The organism is Stenotrophomonas sp. YJH_SMC_79, from assembly GCF_059367995.1.
The window spans coordinates 1,147,176-1,168,380 of the sequence record NZ_JCAFRK010000001.1; the positions used below are offsets into that span (position 1 = coordinate 1,147,176).

The 21,205-nt window shown below is 62.4% G+C and carries 18 protein-coding genes; 12 read left to right on the forward strand and 6 right to left on the reverse strand.

Going from position 1 to position 21,205, the window contains the following annotated elements:
- Window positions 1-316 precede the first annotated feature (316 nt).
- The 7 genes from AC5P57_RS05770 to AC5P57_RS05800 all read left to right on the forward strand — a co-directional run bounded on the left by AC5P57_RS05770 (window position 317) and on the right by AC5P57_RS05800 (window position 9,366).
- Window positions 317-2,149 carry a monovalent cation:proton antiporter-2 (CPA2) family protein gene (locus tag AC5P57_RS05770; protein ID WP_262235637.1) on the forward strand — a complete coding sequence of 611 codons (1,833 nt, stop codon included), beginning with the start codon at window positions 317-319 and terminating at the stop codon, window positions 2,147-2,149.
- 168 nt (window positions 2,150-2,317) lie between these two features.
- The gene (gene folD / locus AC5P57_RS05775; RefSeq protein WP_132809944.1) at window positions 2,318-3,196 is read left to right on the forward strand and encodes a bifunctional methylenetetrahydrofolate dehydrogenase/methenyltetrahydrofolate cyclohydrolase FolD; all 879 of its coding nucleotides are present in this window, start codon (window positions 2,318-2,320) and stop codon (window positions 3,194-3,196) included.
- A gap of 515 nt (window positions 3,197-3,711) precedes the next feature.
- Window positions 3,712-5,169, forward strand: a complete 1,458-nt coding sequence (gene guaB / locus AC5P57_RS05780; RefSeq protein WP_005409308.1) for an IMP dehydrogenase — start codon at window positions 3,712-3,714, stop codon at window positions 5,167-5,169.
- A 107-nt stretch (window positions 5,170-5,276) separates the two neighbouring features.
- Complete coding sequence (locus tag AC5P57_RS05785) at window positions 5,277-5,756, forward strand: hypothetical protein (protein ID WP_262235638.1); 480 nt, start codon at window positions 5,277-5,279, stop codon at window positions 5,754-5,756.
- Window positions 5,753-7,318: a glutamine-hydrolyzing GMP synthase gene (gene guaA, locus AC5P57_RS05790; protein WP_262235639.1), complete on the forward strand. Its 1,566-nt coding sequence runs from the start codon at window positions 5,753-5,755 to the stop codon at window positions 7,316-7,318. Before AC5P57_RS05785 ends, guaA begins: the two co-directional genes overlap by 4 nt.
- 685 nt (window positions 7,319-8,003) lie before the next feature.
- Window positions 8,004-8,672 carry a hypothetical protein gene (locus tag AC5P57_RS05795; RefSeq protein ID WP_262235640.1) on the forward strand — a complete coding sequence of 223 codons (669 nt, stop codon included), beginning with the start codon at window positions 8,004-8,006 and terminating at the stop codon, window positions 8,670-8,672.
- A gap of 73 nt (window positions 8,673-8,745) precedes the next feature.
- Window positions 8,746-9,366, forward strand: a complete 621-nt coding sequence (locus AC5P57_RS05800) for a hypothetical protein (protein WP_262235641.1) — start codon at window positions 8,746-8,748, stop codon at window positions 9,364-9,366.
- Between the two features lie 164 nt (window positions 9,367-9,530).
- Here the strand turns inward: AC5P57_RS05800 and AC5P57_RS05805 are convergent, their stop codons facing one another.
- From AC5P57_RS05805 to AC5P57_RS05815, 3 genes are all read right to left on the reverse strand, one after another.
- The gene (locus AC5P57_RS05805; RefSeq protein ID WP_262235642.1) at window positions 9,531-12,476 is read right to left on the reverse strand and encodes a DEAD/DEAH box helicase; all 2,946 of its coding nucleotides are present in this window, start codon (window positions 12,474-12,476) and stop codon (window positions 9,531-9,533) included.
- Between the two features lie 268 nt (window positions 12,477-12,744).
- Window positions 12,745-13,101 carry a hypothetical protein gene (locus AC5P57_RS05810; RefSeq protein ID WP_059034375.1) on the reverse strand — a complete coding sequence of 119 codons (357 nt, stop codon included), beginning with the start codon at window positions 13,099-13,101 and terminating at the stop codon, window positions 12,745-12,747.
- A gap of 544 nt (window positions 13,102-13,645) precedes the next feature.
- Complete coding sequence (locus AC5P57_RS05815; protein WP_262235643.1) at window positions 13,646-14,563, reverse strand: LysR family transcriptional regulator; 918 nt, start codon at window positions 14,561-14,563, stop codon at window positions 13,646-13,648.
- A gap of 96 nt (window positions 14,564-14,659) precedes the next feature.
- Between AC5P57_RS05815 and AC5P57_RS05820 the strand changes: the two genes are divergently transcribed.
- From AC5P57_RS05820 to AC5P57_RS05830, 3 genes are all read left to right on the forward strand, one after another.
- Entirely contained in the window at window positions 14,660-15,499 is an 840-nt protein-coding gene (locus AC5P57_RS05820; protein ID WP_262235644.1) for a type 1 glutamine amidotransferase domain-containing protein, read from the forward strand.
- A 98-nt stretch (window positions 15,500-15,597) separates the two neighbouring features.
- Window positions 15,598-16,329, forward strand: coding sequence for a hypothetical protein (locus tag AC5P57_RS05825; RefSeq protein WP_495219515.1), 732 nt, complete (start codon window positions 15,598-15,600; stop codon window positions 16,327-16,329).
- Window positions 16,330-16,415: 86 nt separating this feature from the next.
- Window positions 16,416-16,895: a hypothetical protein gene (locus tag AC5P57_RS05830; RefSeq protein ID WP_262235645.1), complete on the forward strand. Its 480-nt coding sequence runs from the start codon at window positions 16,416-16,418 to the stop codon at window positions 16,893-16,895.
- Between the two features lie 117 nt (window positions 16,896-17,012).
- Here the strand turns inward: AC5P57_RS05830 and AC5P57_RS05835 are convergent, their stop codons facing one another.
- Window positions 17,013-18,389 (reverse strand): hypothetical protein, encoded by a 1,377-nt coding sequence (locus AC5P57_RS05835; RefSeq protein WP_262235646.1) that lies wholly within the window; start codon window positions 18,387-18,389, stop codon window positions 17,013-17,015.
- A gap of 136 nt (window positions 18,390-18,525) precedes the next feature.
- Here AC5P57_RS05835 and AC5P57_RS05840 point away from each other — a divergent pair, with 136 nt between their 5' ends.
- Together AC5P57_RS05840 and AC5P57_RS05845 are read left to right on the forward strand one after the other, a co-directional pair.
- Window positions 18,526-19,035: a tetratricopeptide repeat protein gene (locus tag AC5P57_RS05840; protein WP_262235647.1), complete on the forward strand. Its 510-nt coding sequence runs from the start codon at window positions 18,526-18,528 to the stop codon at window positions 19,033-19,035.
- A gap of 60 nt (window positions 19,036-19,095) precedes the next feature.
- The gene (locus AC5P57_RS05845) at window positions 19,096-19,878 is read left to right on the forward strand and encodes a 3-hydroxybutyrate dehydrogenase (protein ID WP_262235648.1); all 783 of its coding nucleotides are present in this window, start codon (window positions 19,096-19,098) and stop codon (window positions 19,876-19,878) included.
- Here the strand turns inward: AC5P57_RS05845 and AC5P57_RS05850 are convergent.
- Window positions 19,875-20,639 (reverse strand): COG4705 family protein, encoded by a 765-nt coding sequence (locus tag AC5P57_RS05850; protein WP_262235649.1) that lies wholly within the window; start codon window positions 20,637-20,639, stop codon window positions 19,875-19,877. The two genes, AC5P57_RS05845 and AC5P57_RS05850, sit on opposite strands and share 4 nt — an antisense overlap.
- 97 nt (window positions 20,640-20,736) lie before the next feature.
- A complete protein-coding gene (locus AC5P57_RS05855; protein WP_262235650.1) occupies window positions 20,737-21,204 on the reverse strand; it encodes an SRPBCC family protein in 468 nt (155 codons plus the stop codon).
- Between the last annotated feature and the right edge of the window lies 1 nt (window position 21,205).

Here is a 21,205-nt window from a genome sequence, read left to right on the forward strand (position 1 = left end):
GTGTGTGCGCCGGGCGTGCCGTTCCCGGGGTATATCGATTACGCCGCGTTTTGTCGGGGTGGGTGAACCCGGCCGGGGAATGCATTGGTGGATGCCGGCCTTGGTCGGCGTTCTTGTGCCAACCAAGGTTGGCACCTACCGAGGCGGGTGCATGGTTGGAACCTACCGACGCGCATGCATGGTTTCGGGATGATGCTTGGGTTCACTCCCGGCATCGTTCCACCTCCAAGACAATCCGGCGCAACATGCGTGCTATTGCCGTCATCGGCATTGCTCTATTGTTGAACCCGATTCTGGATCTTGGGGAAAACACCGCATGGCGGTAGAAGCAGCGACCAGCGAGCTGGTCAAGGTCGTCGCCCTGTTGGGCGCGGCGGTGGTGATGGTGCCTTTGTTCCGCCGGGCCGGCCTGGGCTCGGTACTGGGTTACTTCGCCGCTGGCCTGGCGATCGGACCGTTCGGGCTGGGCTGGTTCTCCGACCCCCAGGCCATCCTGCATACCGCCGAGCTCGGCGTGGTGATGTTCCTGTTCGTGATCGGCCTGGAGATGCGGCCCTCGCACCTGTGGAGCCTGCGCAAGGAAATCTTCGGGCTGGGTACCCTGCAGATCGTCACCTGTGCGCTGGTGCTGACCAGCATCGCCAAGCTGTTCGGCCTGCCGTGGCAGGTGGCCTTCATCGGCGCCACCGGCTTCGTGCTGACCTCCACCGCGGTGGTGATGCAGTTGCTGGCCGAGCGCGGCGACATCGCACTGCCGTCGGGGCAGAAGATCGTCTCCATCCTGCTGTTCGAAGACCTGCTGATCGTGCCGTTGCTGGCGCTGGTGGCCTGGATGGGCCCGAGCGCGGGCAGTGCCGATGGCGAGGGTTCGCGCTGGCTGTCGGTGGCGATCGGCGTGGGTGCCATCGTCGGCCTGGTGCTGGTCGGCCGCTTCCTGCTCAACCCGCTGTTCCGCCTGCTGGCCGAATCGAAGGCACGCGAGGTGATGACCGCCGCCGCGCTGCTGGTGGTGCTGGGTGCGGCGCTGCTGATGCAGCTTTCCGGCCTGTCGATGGCGATGGGCGCGTTCCTGGCTGGCGTGCTGCTGAGCGAGTCGACCTTCCGCCACCAGATCGAAGCGGACATCGAACCGTTCCGCGGCATCCTGCTGGGCCTGTTCTTCCTCAGCGTGGGCATGGCGCTGGATCTGAGCGTGGTGGCCGCGCACTGGCAGCTGATCCTCGGGCTGGTGCTGGCGTTGATGGCAGCCAAGGCGCTGTGCATCTATGTGGTGGCGCGCATCATGGGCAGCGACCACGCGCAGGCGCTGGATCGCGGCGTGCTGATGGCGCAGGGCGGCGAGTTCGCCTTCGTGCTGTTCTCTGCTGCCGCATCGGCCGGCGTGATCAACCTGGAGATCAATGCCAACTTCACCGCCGTGGTAGTGCTGTCGATGGCGCTGACCCCGCTGGTGGTGCTGGTCTACAAGCGCGTGGCGCCGAAGCCGACGGTGAACATGGATGGTGTGGACGAAGCCGATGGCCTGTCCGGCAGCGTGCTGCTGATCGGCTTCGGTCGCTTCGGCCAGGTCGCCAGCCAGTCGCTGCTGGCGCGCGACGTGGACGTGACCATCATCGACAACGATGTGGAGATGATCCAGAGCGCGGCGCGATTCGGATTCAAGATCTATTACGGCGATGGCACCCGCCTGGATGTGCTGCATGCTTCGGGTGCCGCGACCGCGCGTGCGATTGCGGTGTGCGTGGACAAGGCCGAGGCCGCTGACCGCATCGTGGAACTGGTGGCGCACGAGTTCCCGCAGGCCAAGCTGATGGTGCGTTCGTTCGACCGCGAACATTCGCTGCGGCTGATCCATGCCGGTGTCGATTTCCAGATCCGCGAGACGTTTGAATCGGCGGTGTTGTTTGGCCAGGCCGCGCTGGTGGAGCTGGGTGCGGACGAGGACGATGCGATCGAGATTGCCGAGCAGATCCGTCGCCGCGATGCCGAGCGCTTCGAGCTGGAGATTGCCGGTGGTGGCTTGAATGCCGGCGCGCGGATGATCTACGGCAACAGCCCGCAGGGCGTACCGACGCCGACCCCGTTCACCGCGCCGAAGCGCGAGAGCAAGACGCTGAACCCGCAGGATGTGCCGGAAGAGGAAGAATGAGGTGCCGCGCATCGCGGTCGCCGGGCGTGGCCCGGCGCTACCGTGGTGCGTACGGGTGGGGTAGCGCCGGGCCATGCCCGGCGAGCGCAGCGGCCGCCCGGATTGGCGGTGGGCGAGGGGGCCTGAATCAGGGACAATAGCGTCCCCGCCGCCCCACGCCCGCTCCCGATGACCGATTCCGCCTCCCCGCTTCCTGCCCGCATCCTCGATGGCCGCCGCATCGCCGAGGACCTGCTCGACAGCCTGAAGGTGCGCGTCGACGCCCGCGTGGCCGCCGGTGGCAGTCGCCCGGGTCTGGCCGTGGTGCTGGTCGGTGGCGACCCGGCCTCGACCGTGTACGTGCGCAACAAGCGCCGTGCTGCCGAGAAGGTCGGCATCGAAGCGCATGACTACGATCTGCCGGCCGGTACCACCGAAGCCGAGCTGCTCGACCTGATCGACCAGCTCAATGCCGATCCGAAGATCAACGGCATCCTGATCCAGCTGCCGCTGCCGGGCATTCCGGACGCACGCCGGCTGATCCAGCGCATCGACCCGCGCAAGGACGTGGACGGTTTCCACCCGGAAAACGTCGGCCACCTGGCCCTGCGCGAGTTCGGCCTGCGCCCGTGCACCCCGCGCGGCATCACCACGCTGCTGGGCCACACCGACCAGCCGGTGCGTGGCCGCAACGCCACCATCGTGGGCGTGAGCAACCACGTCGGCCGACCGATGGGCCTGGAACTGCTGATTGCCGGTTGCACCGTGACCAGCTGCCACAAGTTCACCCCCAAGGACGTGCTGGAACAGGCCGTGCGCAACGCCGACATCCTGGTGGTGGCGGTGGGCCGCCCGGGCATCGTGCCGGGCGAGTGGGTGAAGCCGGGCGCGGTGGTGATCGACGTGGGCATCAACCGGTTGGATGACGGCCGGTTGGTGGGCGATGTTGGGTTTGAAGCGGCTGCCCAGCGGGCCAGCTGGATCACCCCCGTGCCGGGTGGCGTGGGCCCGATGACCGTGGCCACGTTGATGCAGAACACGTTGGAAGCGGCCGAAGCGCTGAGCTGATCTTTTGGGGTGGGGGCCGACCATTGGCCTGCTCCTGGTAGGTGCCAACCTTGGTTGGCACACATCCATCGGGGCCATCGGCCCATCTGGGGTGCCGGTGCCGGACGGATCGTGCCAACCAAGGTTGGCACCTACCAAAGGCGCTCCAGGACTGGCCCGAGTGATCCTCTTAAGGTGGGTGTCGACCGTTGGTCGGCACAATGCAGGAGCACAGGTGTCTGAAGGGTAGTGCGGACCAACGGTCCGCACCCACCAAAGGCAGGCCGATGACCCGCTCCTGGTAGGTGCCAACCTTGGTTGGCACACATCCATCGGGACCATCGGCCCATCTGGGGTCCAGGTGCCGGACGGGCCGTGCCAACCAAGGTTGGCACCTACCAAAGGCGGTATACCGCCGGCCCGGATGGACCCCTGAACCAATCACCGCCCGCGCGACACTGCGTCGCATCTACCCCCTGCCACACGGCGCGAAAAAGGGGTAAAATGTCGCGCTTCCCCACATCTCGGGTATGCCGATGCTGCGCATCCAGGCTGAAGCACTCACTTACGACGACGTCTCGCTCGTCCCCGCCCATTCGACCATCCTGCCCAAGGACGTCAACCTCGAAACGCGGTTGACTCGCGACCTGAAGCTCAAGCTTCCGATCCTGTCTGCAGCCATGGATACCGTCACCGAAGCCCGCCTGGCCATCGCCATGGCACAGCTCGGCGGCATGGGCATCATCCACAAGAATCTCAGCCTGGAACAGCAGGCCGCGGAAGTGGCCAAGGTCAAGAAGTTCGAGGCCGGTGTCATCCGCGACCCGATCACCGTTGGCCCGGAAACCACCATCCGCGACGTGCTGGCCCTGACCCAGGCGCACAACATCTCCGGCGTGCCGGTGGTGGGCAGCGACGGCCTGCTGGCCGGCATCGTGACCCACCGCGATATGCGCTTCGAGACCGAGCTGGACGATCCGGTCCGCCACATCATGACCAAGAAGGATCGCCTGATCACGGTCAAGGAAGGCGCCGCGTCTGATGAAGTGCTGCAGCTGCTGCACCGCAACCGCATCGAAAAGGTGCTGGTGGTCAATGATTCGTTCGAACTGCGTGGCCTGATCACCGTCAAGGACATCCAGAAGAACACCGACTTCCCGAACGCTGCCAAGGATCTGTCGACCCGCCTGCTGGTCGGCGCTGCCGTCGGCGTGGGGGGCGATACCGATCGCCGCGTGGAAGCGCTGGTCGCCGCCGGCGTGGACGTGATCGTGGTCGATACCGCGCACGGCCACTCGCAGGGCGTGCTGGACCGCGTCAGCTGGGTCAAGAAGAACTTCCCGAACGTGCAGGTCATCGGTGGCAACATCTGCACCGGCGAAGCCGCACTGGCGCTGCTGGACAGCGGCGCGGACGCAGTCAAGGTCGGCATCGGCCCGGGCTCGATCTGCACCACCCGCGTCGTCGCCGGCGTCGGCGTGCCGCAGGTCACCGCCATTGACCTGGTGGCCGAAGCGCTGCAGGACCGCATCCCGCTGATCGCCGACGGTGGCATCCGCTACTCGGGCGACATCGGCAAGGCGCTGGCCGCCGGTGCCTCGACCATCATGGTCGGCGGCCTGCTGGCCGGTACCGAGGAATCGCCGGGCGAGACCGAGCTGTACCAGGGCCGTTCGTACAAGAGCTACCGCGGCATGGGTTCGCTGGCTGCCATGGAGAAGGGGTCGAAGGACCGCTACTTCCAGGACGCCGCCACCGCCGACAAGCTGGTGCCGGAAGGCATCGAAGGCCGCGTGCCGTACCGCGGCCCGGTGGGCGGCATCATCCACCAGCTGATGGGCGGCCTGCGCGCCACCATGGGCTACGTGGGTTGCGCCACCATCGAAGACATGCGCAGCAAGCCCAAGTTCGTGAAGATCAGCGGCGCCGGCCAGCGTGAGAGCCACGTCCACGACGTGACCATCACCAAAGAGCCGCCGAACTACCGCGCCTGATGCGCTTGCGAACTGCTCTTGCGATTACGGGCAGCCTGCTGATGGCAGGCTGTTCGTTGTCCGAACCGCCGCCGCGCTCCGGGTCTCCGGGCGCGGCGGTTTCGCAAGTGAAGGACGTGCAGGCGTGCCAGAACGCGTTCTCGCTGCCGAAGGGCTGGCAGATGCAGGCCGCTGGCGAGCAGCGCTGGCTGCTGAAAGGCACCGGCGAGCGCCCGCTGCAGGTGATCCTGCGGTGCGTTACCGATCTGGGTGACAGGCTTGAAGATCCTGTGGTCACCGCCGAGTTGGGGCCGCTGGAGCCGAAGCGGATGAGCGTGCAGTCCGCGTTCTGGGGCAACGCCGTGGATTCCGGTTACCCGATGCACACGCTGCAACGGCGCATCGTGCCTGGCACCGAAGTGCAGGAAATCGCCGAGCTGCCGCGCGCTGACCGCTCCAACCCCAACGCACCGCATGGCCTGCTGATGCTGCGCTGGGACGAGGAAGACCCCTCACATATTCAACAACGCGAGGCGTTCATCGCCACGCTGACACAGAGCCTTGAAGCGCCGGGCGCTGCGAAAAACACCACTGGAACGGCACCATGACCAACATCCATAACGACAAGATCCTCATCCTCGATTTCGGCGCGCAGTACACGCAGCTGATCGCCCGCCGCATCCGCGAGCTGGGCGTCTACTGCGAAATCTGGGCGTGGGACCACAACCCGGCCGAGATCGCCGCGTTTGGCGCCAAGGGCATCATCCTGTCCGGTGGCCCGGAATCGACCACGCTGCCGGGCGCCCCGGCGGCGCCGCAGGAAGTGTTCGACAGCGGCCTGCCGATCTTCGGCATCTGCTACGGCATGCAGACCCTGGCTGCGCAGCTGGGCGGTGCCACCGAAGCCGCTGACCAGCGCGAGTTCGGCCACGCCGAAGTGAACGTGATCAACCCGGATGCGCTGTTCAAGGGCCTGAGCGACCACGGCGGCGAGCCGAAGCTGAATGTCTGGATGAGCCACGGCGACCACGTCTCTGTGGCGCCGCCGGGCTTCACCATCACCGCCACCACCGACCGCATTCCGGTGGCCGCCATGGCCAACGAAGAGAAGCGCTGGTACGGCGTGCAGTTCCACCCGGAAGTGACCCACACCCTGCAGGGGCAGGCGCTGCTGCGCCGCTTCGTGGTGGACGTGTGCGGCTGCCAGACCCTGTGGACCGCCGCCAACATCATCGACGACCAGATCGCCCGCGTGCGCGAGCAGGTGGGCGATGACGAAGTGATCCTGGGCCTGTCCGGCGGCGTCGATTCGTCCGTGGTGGCGGCGCTGCTGCACAAGGCCATCGGCGACAAGCTGACCTGCGTGTTCGTGGATACCGGCCTGCTGCGTTGGCAGGAAGGCGACCAGGTGATGGCGATGTTCGCCGAGCACATGGGCGTAAAGGTGGTGCGCGTGAACGCCGCCGACCGTTACTTCGCCGCGCTGGAAGGCGTGAGCGACCCGGAAGCCAAGCGCAAGATCATCGGCAACCTGTTCGTTGAGATCTTCGACGAAGAGTCGAACAAGCTGAAGAACGCCAAGTGGCTGGCACAGGGCACCATCTACCCGGACGTGATCGAGTCGGCCGGCAGCAAGACCGGCAAGGCGCACGTGATCAAGAGTCACCACAACGTGGGCGGCCTGCCGGAGCACATGAAGCTGGGCCTGGTGGAGCCGCTGCGCGAGCTGTTCAAGGACGAAGTGCGCCGCCTGGGCGTCGAGCTCGGCCTGCCGCGCACCATGGTCTACCGCCATCCGTTCCCGGGCCCGGGCCTGGGCGTGCGCATCCTGGGTGAAGTGAAGCCGGAGTACGCCGAACTGCTGGCCAAGGCCGATGCCATCTTCATTGATGAGCTGCGCAAGGCGGATCTGTACGACAGGACCAGCCAGGCGTTTGCCGTGTTCCTGCCGGTGAAGTCGGTGGGCGTGGTGGGTGACGCGCGCGCTTATGAGTGGGTGATTGCGCTGCGGGCCGTGGAGACGATCGACTTCATGACGGCGCATTGGGCGCATCTGCCGTATGAGTTCCTGGGGACGGTGAGCAACCGGATCATCAATGAGTTGCGGGGGGTGTCGCGGGTGGTTTATGACATCTCGGGGAAGCCGCCGGCTACTATTGAGTGGGAATGAGTTGAAAGAACGAGGGCGCCGAGAGGCGCTCTTGTTGTTTGAGGAGTCCGCTATCCATCAAACAAAATGGCAGGTAGTGCGGCAGCTGTCCTCTCAAAGGCCGCATCGCCCACAAGATGGACTTGGTGCGCGTGCATTGAGAACGCATCGACTATGCACTGCTCGATGAGCTGGCCAATCTTAATGTGTGGTATGGCTCTCTACAAATACACAAGCCGTTTGGTCCAGTCGCAGGATGCGGCATTCGATGCAATCCACACATCGGGTACGAGCGCCCCGCACCCAGAGATGTACCGCTGCACATCCTGTGGAGACGAGATTGTAATCGGGGGTGACCACACACTTCCGCCTCAGGACCATCGACAGCACAGACGTGTCAACGGTCAGATCATGTGGCAGCTTCTGATCCATCCAGTGCAGCAGGACTAGTGACAAACCTGGTGGCAGTGCTCCCTTTCGACCCGTAGCGGACACCTGCACGGCCTCTGGATGGATTCCAGCGCGCTCTATGCGGAAGAACGCTCGGTTCGCCTATTCGGCTTGCTAGCTCGATTGGGCCGTCCTAAGATCGAGCTGCACCAAGGGAAAAGCCATCCAATCGATGTTTTGTGGCTAATTCGTATAGCCGGACCCGCAGGTCCTTATATCAGGCAGTTAGGGAAAACACGAGGCATTCGGGGAAGTGATGGAAGAAGAGATAGTCCTACTTGAGGCAATCGGCGCTTGGGGAAATATCGAAAGTCGTCTCGGCGGCTTGGCGCTCTCGTACCTTGCGACGCTCGAGAAGATTAACGAGATTGCATCGACTCAGTGGGTTGATGGCGCGCTTGATAGGTACAGCAACAAGATGCGCATGAAAGATGTGGGCGGAGCCGCGATTCAGTACAACGACTTCTTGCACGAAACCGCAATCCTATCGCTCGCCAAGGCGATCGATGACACATCTCGGGAACTAAAGCAGGTATTCAATTTTAGATTCGACTCATTTGACAACAATCACGACGTGTCGAACGCAAAAACCCTTCAGCTAATTCGATGCTTGGCAAATGTCATAAAGCATAATGGGAGCCACTTAGTTAAAGGGTCCTCTTCCTCGGCAACCTTCCTGGTGGATGAGTGTGGCATGGCCGATGGCTGGGACCTTGGAACACTGATTCTCACGAGAAACCCAGCATTCAATATCATCGAGCACATTCCTATCGTCCATTTCTCGATGTTAGAGCTTGTTTCTAAAGCTAGCGGTAAGGATCACCCAGCACTAGCACTGGATTCAGATGATTTTTTCAATTGGGGGTACAGCCGGCTGATTCCAGACGTCATCCCTTTGGAGCGACCCCAGAGGCGAGCCGCATGATCGTCATGCTCCCAAACAATTAATTCACGCCGAAGCCGCTAGGCAGCTCGGAAAAATTTAGGCGATAAGTGGCATGAGTATTCATCAGCAGTTTCTTTGGCCTTTGGCTGGCGTTCTGTTGGGCTGGCTACTATCTGCGATCTCGGGGGGGTGGAGATCTAGGGTTGAAAGAAAGAAGCTAATCGGCAGGGTATTGTCCAAGCTTCTTGTTGTCAGTGGCGATGTCTACGTTCTTAAGACGGCATCAGATCAATTCAAAGATTTATCCGATGGGCCAATACAGTACGAAAGGCTCAGACAGCGGCTTTACTCTAACCATTTCTTGCAGCCAACGGAAAAGTACCAAGATCTACTTGCTCTGGCCACAAGTCTCTCCGATTACTATCCATTTGAAGCGACGCGGTTGCAGGCCACATTGCATATTCTAATGAAGGCAAAGGACGCAAAGCTCGAAGCCGCATCTAACCACAAGGAAGCCTACATAAGAATTCTCTCATTGCATGAAGTCGGCATTGACGCGTGTGACAAGGAGCTGACTCGCATTGTTTCTTCTCTCGCACTCAGGCATGGAGTAAGAACACGCCTTAAGCTCTGGCTGGACAGGCGGAGGAAAAATGCTTTGGCGGCTGAACGTGGCGAGTTCTTGCTAAGGTTCTCAAAGGAAACAATTGATGCGACTCGGGATCGCCCCTAGCAATTCACATTGTTTAGCGGCGGGAGTTGCTGGTGTTGCTCGTGGCCAATTTGGGCCGAAAGCGGATGCACCGGCCCTAGGGAATGCAACAAAGAATACTAGCGTCCGCTCTCGAGCCATTGCGGAAAATGTATGTCTATACCTATTTGGGAGCTCCAGTTCTCTCAAGGGCTGGCGATCACGCGTAGATCGACGTTCGCAATATCACGTAGATACATATAACTAGTGCCAAGCACAGTCATCACACTGTCTGTTACTCTGGCGGCAGAGAAAGCGGGCTGCACGATGAAGAAGCCCATTCGCATTTCAACATCCCGGGCTTTGAGCCTCAATATGTCGATTTGCGCTGGCGTGCCTTTCAGCAGTCGTTGGGTGCCGCTGCCTTCCCCGGCGCTGTAACGCTCTAGCAGGCGCTGGAAGAGCGCCGGGCCCTTATGGAGCCATTTCGCAGACCTGCTTGCCTGTCCAGCTACCACATACGCATCATCCACACGTGCTCCAGGTCGTTGACCGCTGCCGCAGTATTTGCAGTGATAGAGATCGACCGCGATGTGATCGGGTGCTTCCCGGATCGCGACAAGGTCAGCAATCTCACCGGCGCCGTCATCGTTGAATATGACGTCGTAGCTATCGAAAATTTTCTGGAGTGTGAAGCCTTGGACCGAATCGAAGTCCGCGGGATGGGCCATCGACTCCCTGTGAATGTTGGTGCTTCCCCAATCCCAGGTCGATAGAAGAGTGGCCGGGAGCGGGACATTAAGCGCGGCGTGGGTGAAGTAGCGATAGTCGCCAATGATGATGGAACCGTCGGCTTGTAACAGTCGCATGCGCTCGCGATCCAAGTAGTCATTGAGATCGTGCTCTCTACTGCCGATAAGCAGAGTGGCGCGGCCACTTGAATACCGGTAGCCATCATTCTCAAGGCGGACCCGAATCATTGTTAGGGCCTGCTCTTCGCCGTTGGACGAGATGGCCGACAAGGCGATGGCAAGGGTGTCATCACGTTCCCTGATCGGTTGTCCCAGTTTGGTATTCAGCAGTGGGTAGGATTCCCCATTGACGGTGATCGCGCAGCGCCCTTCGGTTTCCACGCCCAGCGAATCCGGCCAGTCGGCGAAGAAGATTCCGTCCGGCCAACGGCCGCTTAGCTTCTCTGCTCGCATGACATTTCGAAGAATGGCGGCTGTATCGATGGCGGAATTGTTGATCTTCGAGGCGACGATATCGCACCACCGTATCCAATCGTCAATGGCGCCGGAATCCATCTTCCACAGCTTGCCTTTGGCCGAACAACCCGCGGTAGTGCTTTCCCCGTCTGCGTATCCAACACCGAAAATGTTGGATTTGATAGACCGGCCGCTCTCAAGGTCATCCATGGCCCGGTTGACGTCTTGCCCAACGTGCATGGTAAACCGTACGTCACGACCAGATCTGCTAAGGCCAACGTTCTGAAGCTTAAGTCGGTTAATCCCATGCATGATGCGAAATACGTCATCGCCGTTAATGCGACGTGCCGACGACGCAACAAGAGCCTGAAAACGCGAGGTTTGCCGTTCGTCCCCGGTACACGAGATGAAGAGGGTTGAGTCGCTTTGTCTGTAGTAGGCCAGATATAGGTGCCAAGTCGAGCCATAGATAGACTCGCTTTTCGCCCAAGCAACGGGAGCGTTCTCATGGGAAACGGCCATTACAATCGACCCGTCGTCACTCACCGAGTGCAACTGAAGCGCCTCGCTCGGCGACCCTAGGCTTTTTGCGGCATGGGGACGCCAGTTCGATCTCGTCAGGCGGTAAGCGAGACAGCTGATGTTAGGTACTGGATTGAGAGCCGCGATCTTCGCTCCCTCAGAATTTCCTTCGAACCTTGATTCAAATTCTTGGCGCTGCAGCTCTCGTCCGATGCGCTCTGTACTGACTTCACGAATGATCAAGCTCCAGTCCGCGCTTTCCTCAAAGAGACGCTTCATGGGGCTGTCCGCACGCTGATTAGCAATATTGGCGACGAATTTTGCGGTTCCAAGGCGCGTATCAGTTCGGGTCAGACGACCGATAAATTGCAGTGTGACCGCTGGGCTTTGATGCTGATCGTGGATAGCAGCGATCTTTAACTCGGGCAAATCAAAGCCCTCGCCGAACATGTCAACGCAGACGACGATACGACTTTGACGGGTTCGAATGCGCTCTAGATCCCGTTCCCTGGTTCTAATGTTCTTGCTGTGGATGACAACTGGCTCAAATTCCGCCCCCAGTTCTCTGTACAGCTCAATGATCCGATTAGCCTTAGATATCTTGGCGCATCGCGCCATGAGAATGTGATCGAAGCCTTCTTCAAGGTCGTTGGTTAGCAGATCAACGGCTTTGGCGGCGATGGTTCGATCAATTTCGCTCGTTAGATACTCGCGAACAGGGAAGAAATCAATCTTCTGGAAGTAGTTGTCTCGCTGCGCTTGGCTCAGGCTATAGTTGAAGATGATCTTGCCTTCTAACCGTTGCTGGTCGAGGCGGAACGGCGTCGCAGTGAAATATATGACTGGTTTGGAACCGAAAGCACTTCGAATGCGCTCCCACGTCATGGCGGCAACGTGGTGAGCCTCGTCAAAGATTAGGTGACTGAAGTGCGCTGCAAAGGCTTCCAGTTCGTTGTCATCTAGTTGGGCCAATGCGGCAGGCGTCGCGATGGTGACGTTGGAGGCTTCGATGGCTTGTACGTCGACTGCAGCATTGCGACCATCGATGCGATGGACGATCGGTGAAAGAACGTCGTCAGAAATCGCATTGATGGTCCGTAGACGTTGCAAGCTGGCCAATCGATCACCTATCTGGGTGCGAAGCGCATCAGATGGCACGATCAGCAGTGTGCGTCGGAACCGACCGGCTATGATTATTGCGAAGATCGTGTCCGTTTTTCCGGTGCCGGTAGGCATAACAACAGTCCCTGGCACTTCGGGATTGGAGTCGAGATGGGAAAAAACAGCAAATGCAGCAGCGCGTTGGGGCTTTCGAAATCCAGTGAAGCCATTCGCTTGCCCTTCTACCGCGAAATTTAGGGTGTGTTCGGCCCAGCTTCGGTAAACCACGTTCTCGCGATAAAAATCGACATCAACATCCATTGATTTCCTCCAGTGAAGCCGACTTCCATCTGCCGTCTGTCTCGATGAGAGACGATCCACACTAAGCTACCATTTTTCCAGTTAATCATAGAATAGGAAGTGGGAAGAGCATGATTCTTGGCCGCCTCTCACGAAAAGTGGGGGGCAAACTTGTGGCGTGCAGGGGGAAGTGATGCCTGCGTTGTGGAGGGTAGAGTTTGGGAGTGTCCGTTCTTGACCGAGAATGGACACTGGGTTTGCCAGCAGGCATCTATACGGCCGAGGGAAATCACTCCGGCCTAACCTCCCGGCAAGCCCACTCAACCAGCCCCCGGCAAGCCAGAAACAACCCATCAACCACCCCCTCATCCAAATGCCTCTCCGGGTCCGCTGCCACGCGGCAGCGGTCTGCCGCGTGCAGCAGTTCCAGCACCGTCAGCGCTCCCACCATCGCGCGCTCGCTCCTGGCCAGGCTTACACGTCGGCCGGGCGATACATCGGTTTCCGGCCAAGGGTGCCCATCAGCCCCCTCGCAGCCACGCATGCGCTTGAGGATGCCGAGGAGGTAGTTCAGGTCGGGCAGGGGAGTGTCGTCGTTGATGGGTTCAACAACGGTGTACGAAGAGAAGGTGTCGGATTCGTTCATGGCGTCGGCTTCCGTGGCTGTGCTTAACAGCGCCACCGCGAAGAGGTGGCGGACGGTGCGGGTTCCAAACCGGGACAGACAGTTGTCAATAGCCGGCGGGTCCGAAGACCCCCACGCACCGCCCGCCATAAAGGCCGACGGATTGCCCGCCGGCACCGGTTAAGGACGGTGCCGACGGGCAAGCGTAAACAACTATCTGTCTCGGGTTTGGACGCCCGCTGCCACCCGTTGTCGGTGGCGCGCCATGGTGTTTACGCAGCCGCTTCGAACGCCAATAGAAATTCGCGACGGAATCGCAGAATTCGAGAGCGAAGAACTATTGTGGCATGCACCATTCGTGCAGCACGCGACGCCAGCAGACGCATTCGCGCAGTTGCTCTGCTGATGACGAATCAAACTGGCGCAATCGCCCATGCCACAAGCGAATAGCGCGACGGCCTTCTTTGCAACAGTTCTTAGTCTGCTTCGGCAGGCAGTGGCACCCGACAGACCGCACACCCCGAAAATCGGTTCAAACCCGACACCGCCAGCGAGCCTTGCGGCTTCAAGCAACGCCAGCCTCAGCCGCATTTCCCACCAGCAACTCAATCATCGCCCGCGCCGCCGCCGACTGCCGCCGATGCGGCGCATAGATCACCGAGAACGGCCGCGATCGCCCCCGCAGCTGCGGCAGCACCTCCACCAGCTGCCCACGCTGCAACCGCTCGCGCACGATGAACTCATAGCTCTGGCAGATGCCGATCCCCTGTTCGGCCAGCGACACCACGCCCAGCACATCGTCGGAGGTCTCGATGGACGAACGCGGCAGCCAGTCCACATCGCGCCCGTTGTCGCGGAAGATCCACGGGGCCAGCCGCCCGGTGCGCGGCATCACAAACGGCAGGCACAGGTGCTGCTGCAGGTCGTCCAGCGTCTGCGGCGTGCCGCGGCGCTGCAGGTAGTCCGGTGCGGCCACCAGCAGCAGCGGTGCATCTTCCAGCTTTCGCCCCACCAGCCCGCTGTCCGGCAGCTGGCCCAGGCGGATGGCCAGGTCGAAGCCTTCGGCCACCAGGTCCACGTTGCGGTTGGTGATGTTCAGTTCCACCTGCACCTGCGGGTACTGCTGCCCAAAGCGCGCCAGCACGGGCGGCAGCCGGTAGTGGCCATAGGTGGTGGGCACGCTCAGGCGCACGCGGCCGGCCAGCGCACCATCCTGGGCCAGTACGTCGCGCTCGGCGTCGTCCAGCAGGCCGAAGGCGGTGCGCACCTGTTCCAGATAGAGCCGCCCGGCGTCGGTCAGGCCCACGCGGCGGGTGGTCCGTTGCAGCAGCTGCCGGCCAAGCCGCGCTTCCAGCCGGGTGACGGCGCGGCTCAGCACCGAGGGCGTGGTGGACAGCGCCACCGCGCCGGCCGTGAACGAGCCGTGCTCGACCACCGCCAGGAACACTTCCACATCGCCCAGGTAGTCGAACTTGCGGCTCATTTGGCTCTCCGGGGAACAGATGTTTTGCGATGGGGCCAATTTATCGCCGCTGGGGCGATGAATAAAGTGGCGGCCATTCCCTGATAGGAGTTCCCCATGAACCTGATGACCCGGCTGGCCGCAGCGCTGGCCCTGACCCTGGCCGCCAGCGGCGCGCAGGCCGCCAACGTGCTGGTGGTGCTGTCCGACGAAAACCACCTGGACCTGAAGGACGGCAAGGTGCTGTCCACCGGCTTCTATCTCAACGAGCTGATGCAGCCGGTCAAGCTGCTGCTGGACGCGGGCCACGAGGTCACCTTCGCCACGCCGCAGGGGCAGGCACCGACGGTGGATGCGTCCTCGGTGACGCCCGCGTACTTCGGCAACGATGCCGCGCAGCTGACGCTGCACAAGGACCTGCTGGAGAAGCTGGCGCTGACCTCGCCGACCGCCTCGCCGGTGGTCAGCCTGGCGCGCATCGAGCAGCAGGGCTACGCGCGATTCGATGCGGTCTACATTCCCGGTGGCCACGCGCCGATGCAGGACCTGCTGAAGAGCCCCGCGCTGGGCCGGTTGCTGGCCGACTTCCACCAGCGCAACAAGACCACCGCGCTGGTCTGCCACGGGCCGATCGCGCTGCTGTCCACGCTGCCGGATGCGGTTGGTTTCGTGGCGAAGTTGGAGGCGGGCGCGACGCCGGTTACGCCGAAGTGGATCTACAGCGGCTACCAGATGACAGTGATCAGCAACCAGGAAGAAGCGCAGGCCAAGCCGCTGCTGGGCGGCGGTGAGATGAAGTTCTACCCGCAGACCGCGTTGCAGCGGGCGGGTGCGAAGTTCAGCAGCAATGCCACGCCGTGGACCGGGCATGTGGTGGTGGACCGCGAGCTGATTACCGGCCAGAACCCGGCTTCGGCGTTGGAGGTGGGGCAGCGGTTGGTCGAGCGGTTGAAGTAGGGCGGGGTCTACATCGCAAGCGGCGCCGTGGCACCATGGCGGACTGGCCCCGTCCTTATGGGTGGGGCCGGTTTTCCAGGGAAGCCATTCAACACGACATGCGAACGTCCATCCTTTTCATTCTTTCGGTCCTGTGCCTGACCTTGCTGTCTGGCTGCGCCAGCGGGCCGGATTACCACCATTCCAATCGCGAGATCACCAGCGCATTCGTGGCCGACGACGGCAAGCTGTATCTGCTGCCGGTCTATGACGAGCCGATGCGCTTCGACGCCGCGCCGTTCCGTGATTACCGCGCCCTGATGGACAGCCCGCTGCGCGAGGCCGTGGTCTGCGCGCAGCTGTACTTCCGTGAGGACTGGCGCGTGCCGGCCGACAGGAGCAAGGTGCATGGCAGCTACGCACTGCTGCTGCGGCCGGAGCAGGTGACGCCGGAACAGGCGGCGCAGTTCAAGCTGGAGCGGTTGGAGATCAGCCCGCGGGTGGCCAAGGCCATCGCTGCGTTGACGCGCCAGCCGTACATCCTTGAAGCCCGGACCCGCTACGAGTTGGCGGCCAACCCGGACTGCAATCTTTCCAGGCAGGGCGGCAGCTATTACAGCGCGCTGTTCGAGAGTGATGGCGAGCGAGTGAAGTTGCCGGATGCTGCGGCGCTGGCCGCGAAGGCGAAGCTGCCGCAGTCGATTACCGCGCGGGCTGAGCGGATCCGGCCGGACGATACGGACAAGCCGGGGGGTGGGACGGCGGCCGGGAAGGTGCTGGGCGCGGCGTTGATTCCTGTGGCGGTTCCGGTATTGAGCCTGCCGTTTTTGGGGCCGGATCATTGGAAGTAAATGGGGCGTTGAGGCCAGAGCATCCACGCGTGGCGTGGATCTACTCGGGCATCGCCAATGCCTGAATGTTCACGTTGGAGATCTGTGTGCCAAGCACGCTGGAAACTGTTTTGAAGACTGTGGGCTTCATTGTCCTCGCGGCACTTCCGTTGGTGATCCTTTGGTTCATCCTTCGGCGAATGTCAGCGACCGCGCGTTCCACGTTGGGATCCGGGCTGCGATTGAATCCCCCTCGCCGGATTTCCGGCACGTCCATGACCTTGGTGATGGTGGATGGCAAAGAGGATCACGAGCACTACTTCTTTGACGCAGAATCTTTTTACATGCGGCGGGGGCCGGTGCCCACAGGGGTTCCGCTTTCGCAGATCACCTCAGTCACACGCACCTCTGACAGGATCTACGGGCGCTATGTCTGGCAGGTGTGCTTCAGCAAAGCATCGGGCAGAAAGCGCGTGACGTTCACCAACAACCTGACGTTGTTCAACCGCGACTTCCTGCTCTTTCTGGAGGCGGTGCGGAAGGCCAATCCACTGGCGACCGTCGATCAGGCGGGTCTGTTCTTCTAAGATTCTCCAGCTGCTGCTCTAGTTGGTTGGGGTAAGGTGGCACCGTTGCCTTGAACACGGTGCTGGATGATTCAGATATGCGGACGTTGAGGTAATGAATCCACGCGTGGCGTGGATTTACCGGCACCTCGGTTTGCCACCTGCCACACAGCTGGCCCGCCAATGTTCCCAGGCCTTGGCATCGATGCCGGCCTTCAGTGCGATGCCCTGCAGCTCCGCCCAGCTCTTCGGCGACGGCGCGACCAGCAGCCCGCGCATGAAGGCCTGCATCTTCGCCTCACCCACCTGTTTCTCCAGCGAGAGCAACAGCAAGGGCGCATAGACGTAACGATACATCTCGCCCAGATCCGATTTGCCGTCGATGGCATCAATCGCGGGCAGCGGCTTGTCCTGCGTGTCGATGGCCGACTGCAGTCGCGCGATGTAGCGATCCGCCGCGGCATCGCCACTGATCTCGCGCAGCGCCTTGATCGACAGGAATTCGGCGCTGGATTCCAGCAGCACCCAGAAGTAGGGGCCCTGCGGACGGTTCAGCGTACCGAAGTAGTAGTGGCCCATTTCGTGCGCGATGTACTGCACGCGCCGCTCTGCCTTCTCGCCACCGGCCAGCAGCGAGTCGGCCACGTTGCCGATGCTGCCGCTCATGGCGATGGTGGGCCAGGTGGCAAAGCCCCACTCGCTGCCTTCGCGGTCGCGCTCGATCTGGTTGAGCGTGACCATGCGCAGGAAGGTGGGGCGGTCGACCAGCGGCACCCCCATGTAGCGGCTGTGCACGTTGGCTACCTTCTGCACGGTGCTGGACAGTGCATCGACCTTGGCCGTGGGCAGGGTCTCGTTGAGGATGGTGACCTGCGCGGTACGGGTGATCGGGCCGCTGCCACCGAACAGCAGGATCGGCCGCGCGTTGTCGCTGCGGAAGCGGCCCCGTGCGCCTTCGATGGCCGGGCTGCCGTTGAGATACAGGAAGCGGCAGCCGGCGCAGTCCACCTGCAGGTCATAGCGGCTTTCGCTGCTGCGCAGGCGTGCCTTGGGGTCGAACGCCTGCGGCAGCCACGCGGACTGTTCGGTGAAACGGGCGCTGTCGCCGTTGAAGGCCATCATGCCTTTGAAGTCGCCCAGGGCATCGTATTTCGGGTACAGCGGGAACGCGCCGACGTACTGCACGCAGAGCGTGGTGGTGGGTTCGGCCAGGGTGTAGACGCGCGCTTCGCCATCCACGCCCGGGTCGTACCAGCCGTCGAACCCTACGGGCTTGCCCTCGCCATCGGTGACCCGTGCGACGTTGAGGCCGGCGTTGAGCACGAAGTGGGCTTGGGCGTTGGCGGGGGCATTGGATACGCATACATCGCCATCTACGCGGCCGGTCGCGATATCCACCCGCACGCTGCCGGTGGTGAGCGGCGTGGCTGGCTGCGCGGGCAGGGCAGCCTGGCTGATGGCGGGGGAGAGCAGTGCGGCGACAACGGCGGGCAGCAGGGCCTTGCAGGGGTTCATCGGGCCATCCATGGGTGGATTGCGTTGACTATAGGGCCAACAGCGATGGGTGCAGAGAGGCTTCAGGTCATCCGGCCTTGTGGGGCTGGCGGGATGCCCTGGCGTGGTGCAGGCATAATGCCAACGGGACGAAAGGATGCCCGCGAACAGGAAGGTCGCCTGCGCCATGACGGACATGCCAACCCAGCTCACGACCGACTTCGATGCGGTGCTCGACCGTGGTGACATTGCCGAGGCGCGGCGGCTGTTGGCCCCGCAGCTTGCACGCGGGTGTGCCGAAGCGTTGTTTCTCTCTTCTTCGATGCCTGCAGGGGAGGACGACGTACATGCCGATGCGGACAGCTTCGCAACCCTCAAGCAGGCGGCGGAGAAGGGCTATATCCCCGCGATCTACGCGGTAGGGCTGTGCCTGCTGACGGGTGACGGCGTTGAGCAGGACGTCACGTGGGCGGCCGCGTGCTTTGAGCAGGCATCGAAGGCCGGCTATCCGTCTGCCATGTACGAGTTTGGGCTGGCGTTGTTCCATGGCAACGGTGTCGCCAGGGATGTGCCGCGTGCGGTGTCCCTGATCCGCGCCTCGGCGCAGGCTGGGGATGAGTACGCCAGGGAGTTTCTGCAGGCGCATTCATTGGACGTGGGCATGTAGGAGGTTGGGCGGCGGCAGGCGACGTTACACTGGCCATCTACCCCCGACGGAAGCTCGCGCATGTTCTCTGGAAAGGTTGCGGTGGTCACCGGCTCCACCAGTGGTATCGGTCTTGGCATCGCCACAGCCCTGGCGCGGCAAGGTGCCGATATCGTGCTGAATGGCTTCGGCGATGCTGCGGAGATCGAACGCATCCGTTCCAAGCTGGAAACCGAGTTCGGCGTGCGCGTGGCGCATGACGGCGCCGATCTTTCCCGTGGCGAGGCGGTGCGCGGGATGATCGAACACGCCGTCGCGAAGATGGGCCGCATCGACATCCTGGTGAACAATGCGGGCATCCAGCACACCGCGTCGATCGAGGAATTTCCGGTCGAGAAGTGGGATGCGATCCTGGCGCTGAACCTGTCGGCGGTGTTCCATGCAACGGCAGCGGCGTTGCCGCACATGAAGCTGCAGGGCGCCGGCCGCATCATCAACATTGCATCGGTACATGGGCTGGTGGGCTCGGTGAACAAGTCGGCCTATGTGGCGGCCAAGCATGGCGTGGTGGGGTTCACCAAGGTGACCGCGCTGGAGAATGCGGGCAGCGGCATCACCGCCAACGCCATCTGCCCGGGCTGGGTGCGAACGGCGCTGGTTGAGCAGCAGATCACCGCCTTGGCAGAGCGCGAGGGCACGGATCAGGAGACCGCTGCGCGCGCGCTGCTGGCTGAAAAACAGCCTTCGTTGCAGTTCGTGACGCCCGAGCAGCTGGGCGAGATGGTGGTGTTCCTGGCCTCGGACGCGGCGGCGCAGATTACCGGCACGGCGCTGCCGGTGGATGGGGGCTGGACCGCCCGCTAGCAGGCTGGTTGCGCCTTACGCTGCAGCATCGGCAGCGCCACCAGTGTGGCGAGAATAGTGAACAGCACCAGCGATGAACCTACTGTGCCGAAGCCCAGGCCGCCCTTTTCCAGCGGCTTGGTGAGCAGGTCGCCGAAGGTGGCGCCGAACGGGCGGGTGAGCACGAAGGCGATCCAGAACAGGATGACCCGGTTGATGCCCTTGATGCGGCTGGCCAGTGCGGTGAGCGCGATGAGGCTGCCGATCAGTAGTGCGCCGCCGGTGAAGCCCAGCCCGGAATCGTCGGCGAGGAAATCACCCAGCGCGGTGCCGAGCGTGTTGGAGAACAGCACGGCGGTCCAGTAGAAGCCTTCGGCGCGGCGCGATTCAATGTTGCTGACTGAGATCGACTTCTCCGACAGCCGCCAGGCCAGCAGCACCAGCGCCAGGCAGCCGGCCAGCAGGCTGGCACCGGTGGCGTAGCCCAGGCCGAGGGTGCGGTCGAGCAGGTCGGACATGGTGGTGCCTGCGGTGCTGGTGGCCAGCACCACCGACCAGAACAGCACCGGGTGGAAGCGCCGTGCAGACAGCTGGAGGGCCAACAGGCCGGCAAAGATCGCCAGCAGGATGGCCGAGCTGGCCACGTAGCCCAGGTTGAGCGTCATCGACAGCAGGTCGCCGGCGGTCTCGCCGAGGGTGGTGGCGGCGATCTTCATCACCCAGAAGCCAAGGGTGACCGCCGCCACTTTGCTGTGCAGGGACTCTGCGTCTGAAGCACTCATCGAACGTCGCCAGGGATGCCTGTGGGCGATCGTGTCGGTGCGCGCGTCGGAACGCGGTCGTAGCAGTCTTCGTTCTGTGTCAACCGAATGCGGCGATTCAGCTGGTAGCACTCGGCTTGGCAAACACATCCAGCCCCTTGCCCGTCTCCAACAACGACTTCAGGCTCGACAGCACGATCGGCCAGCCCTGGCGGATGCCGGTATCCATGCCGCTGCCGGGTTCCAGTTCGTCGTGGGTGACGGTCAGGCGCACCATGTCCTGGTAGGGCACGATGTCGAAGGTGACCCGGCTGTAGGCATCCGGATTGTCGGCCTGCGAGGCGGCGGCCCAGGTGATGACCAGTCGCGAGGGCGGGGTGCTTTCCACCACTTCGCCGACCAGCTCGACCGAGCGCGTTTCGTTGGCGCGCACATGCTGCCAGCGCGAGCCGGGCTTCCAGTCCGAGACGTTCTCGTGGCCCCAGTAACGGCTGGCGATCTCGGGCCGGGTGATGGCCTCGAACACCTTCTCTGGCGTGGAGGCGATATAGATCACGTGGATGAAGCGGGTGGACTCTGCGGACATC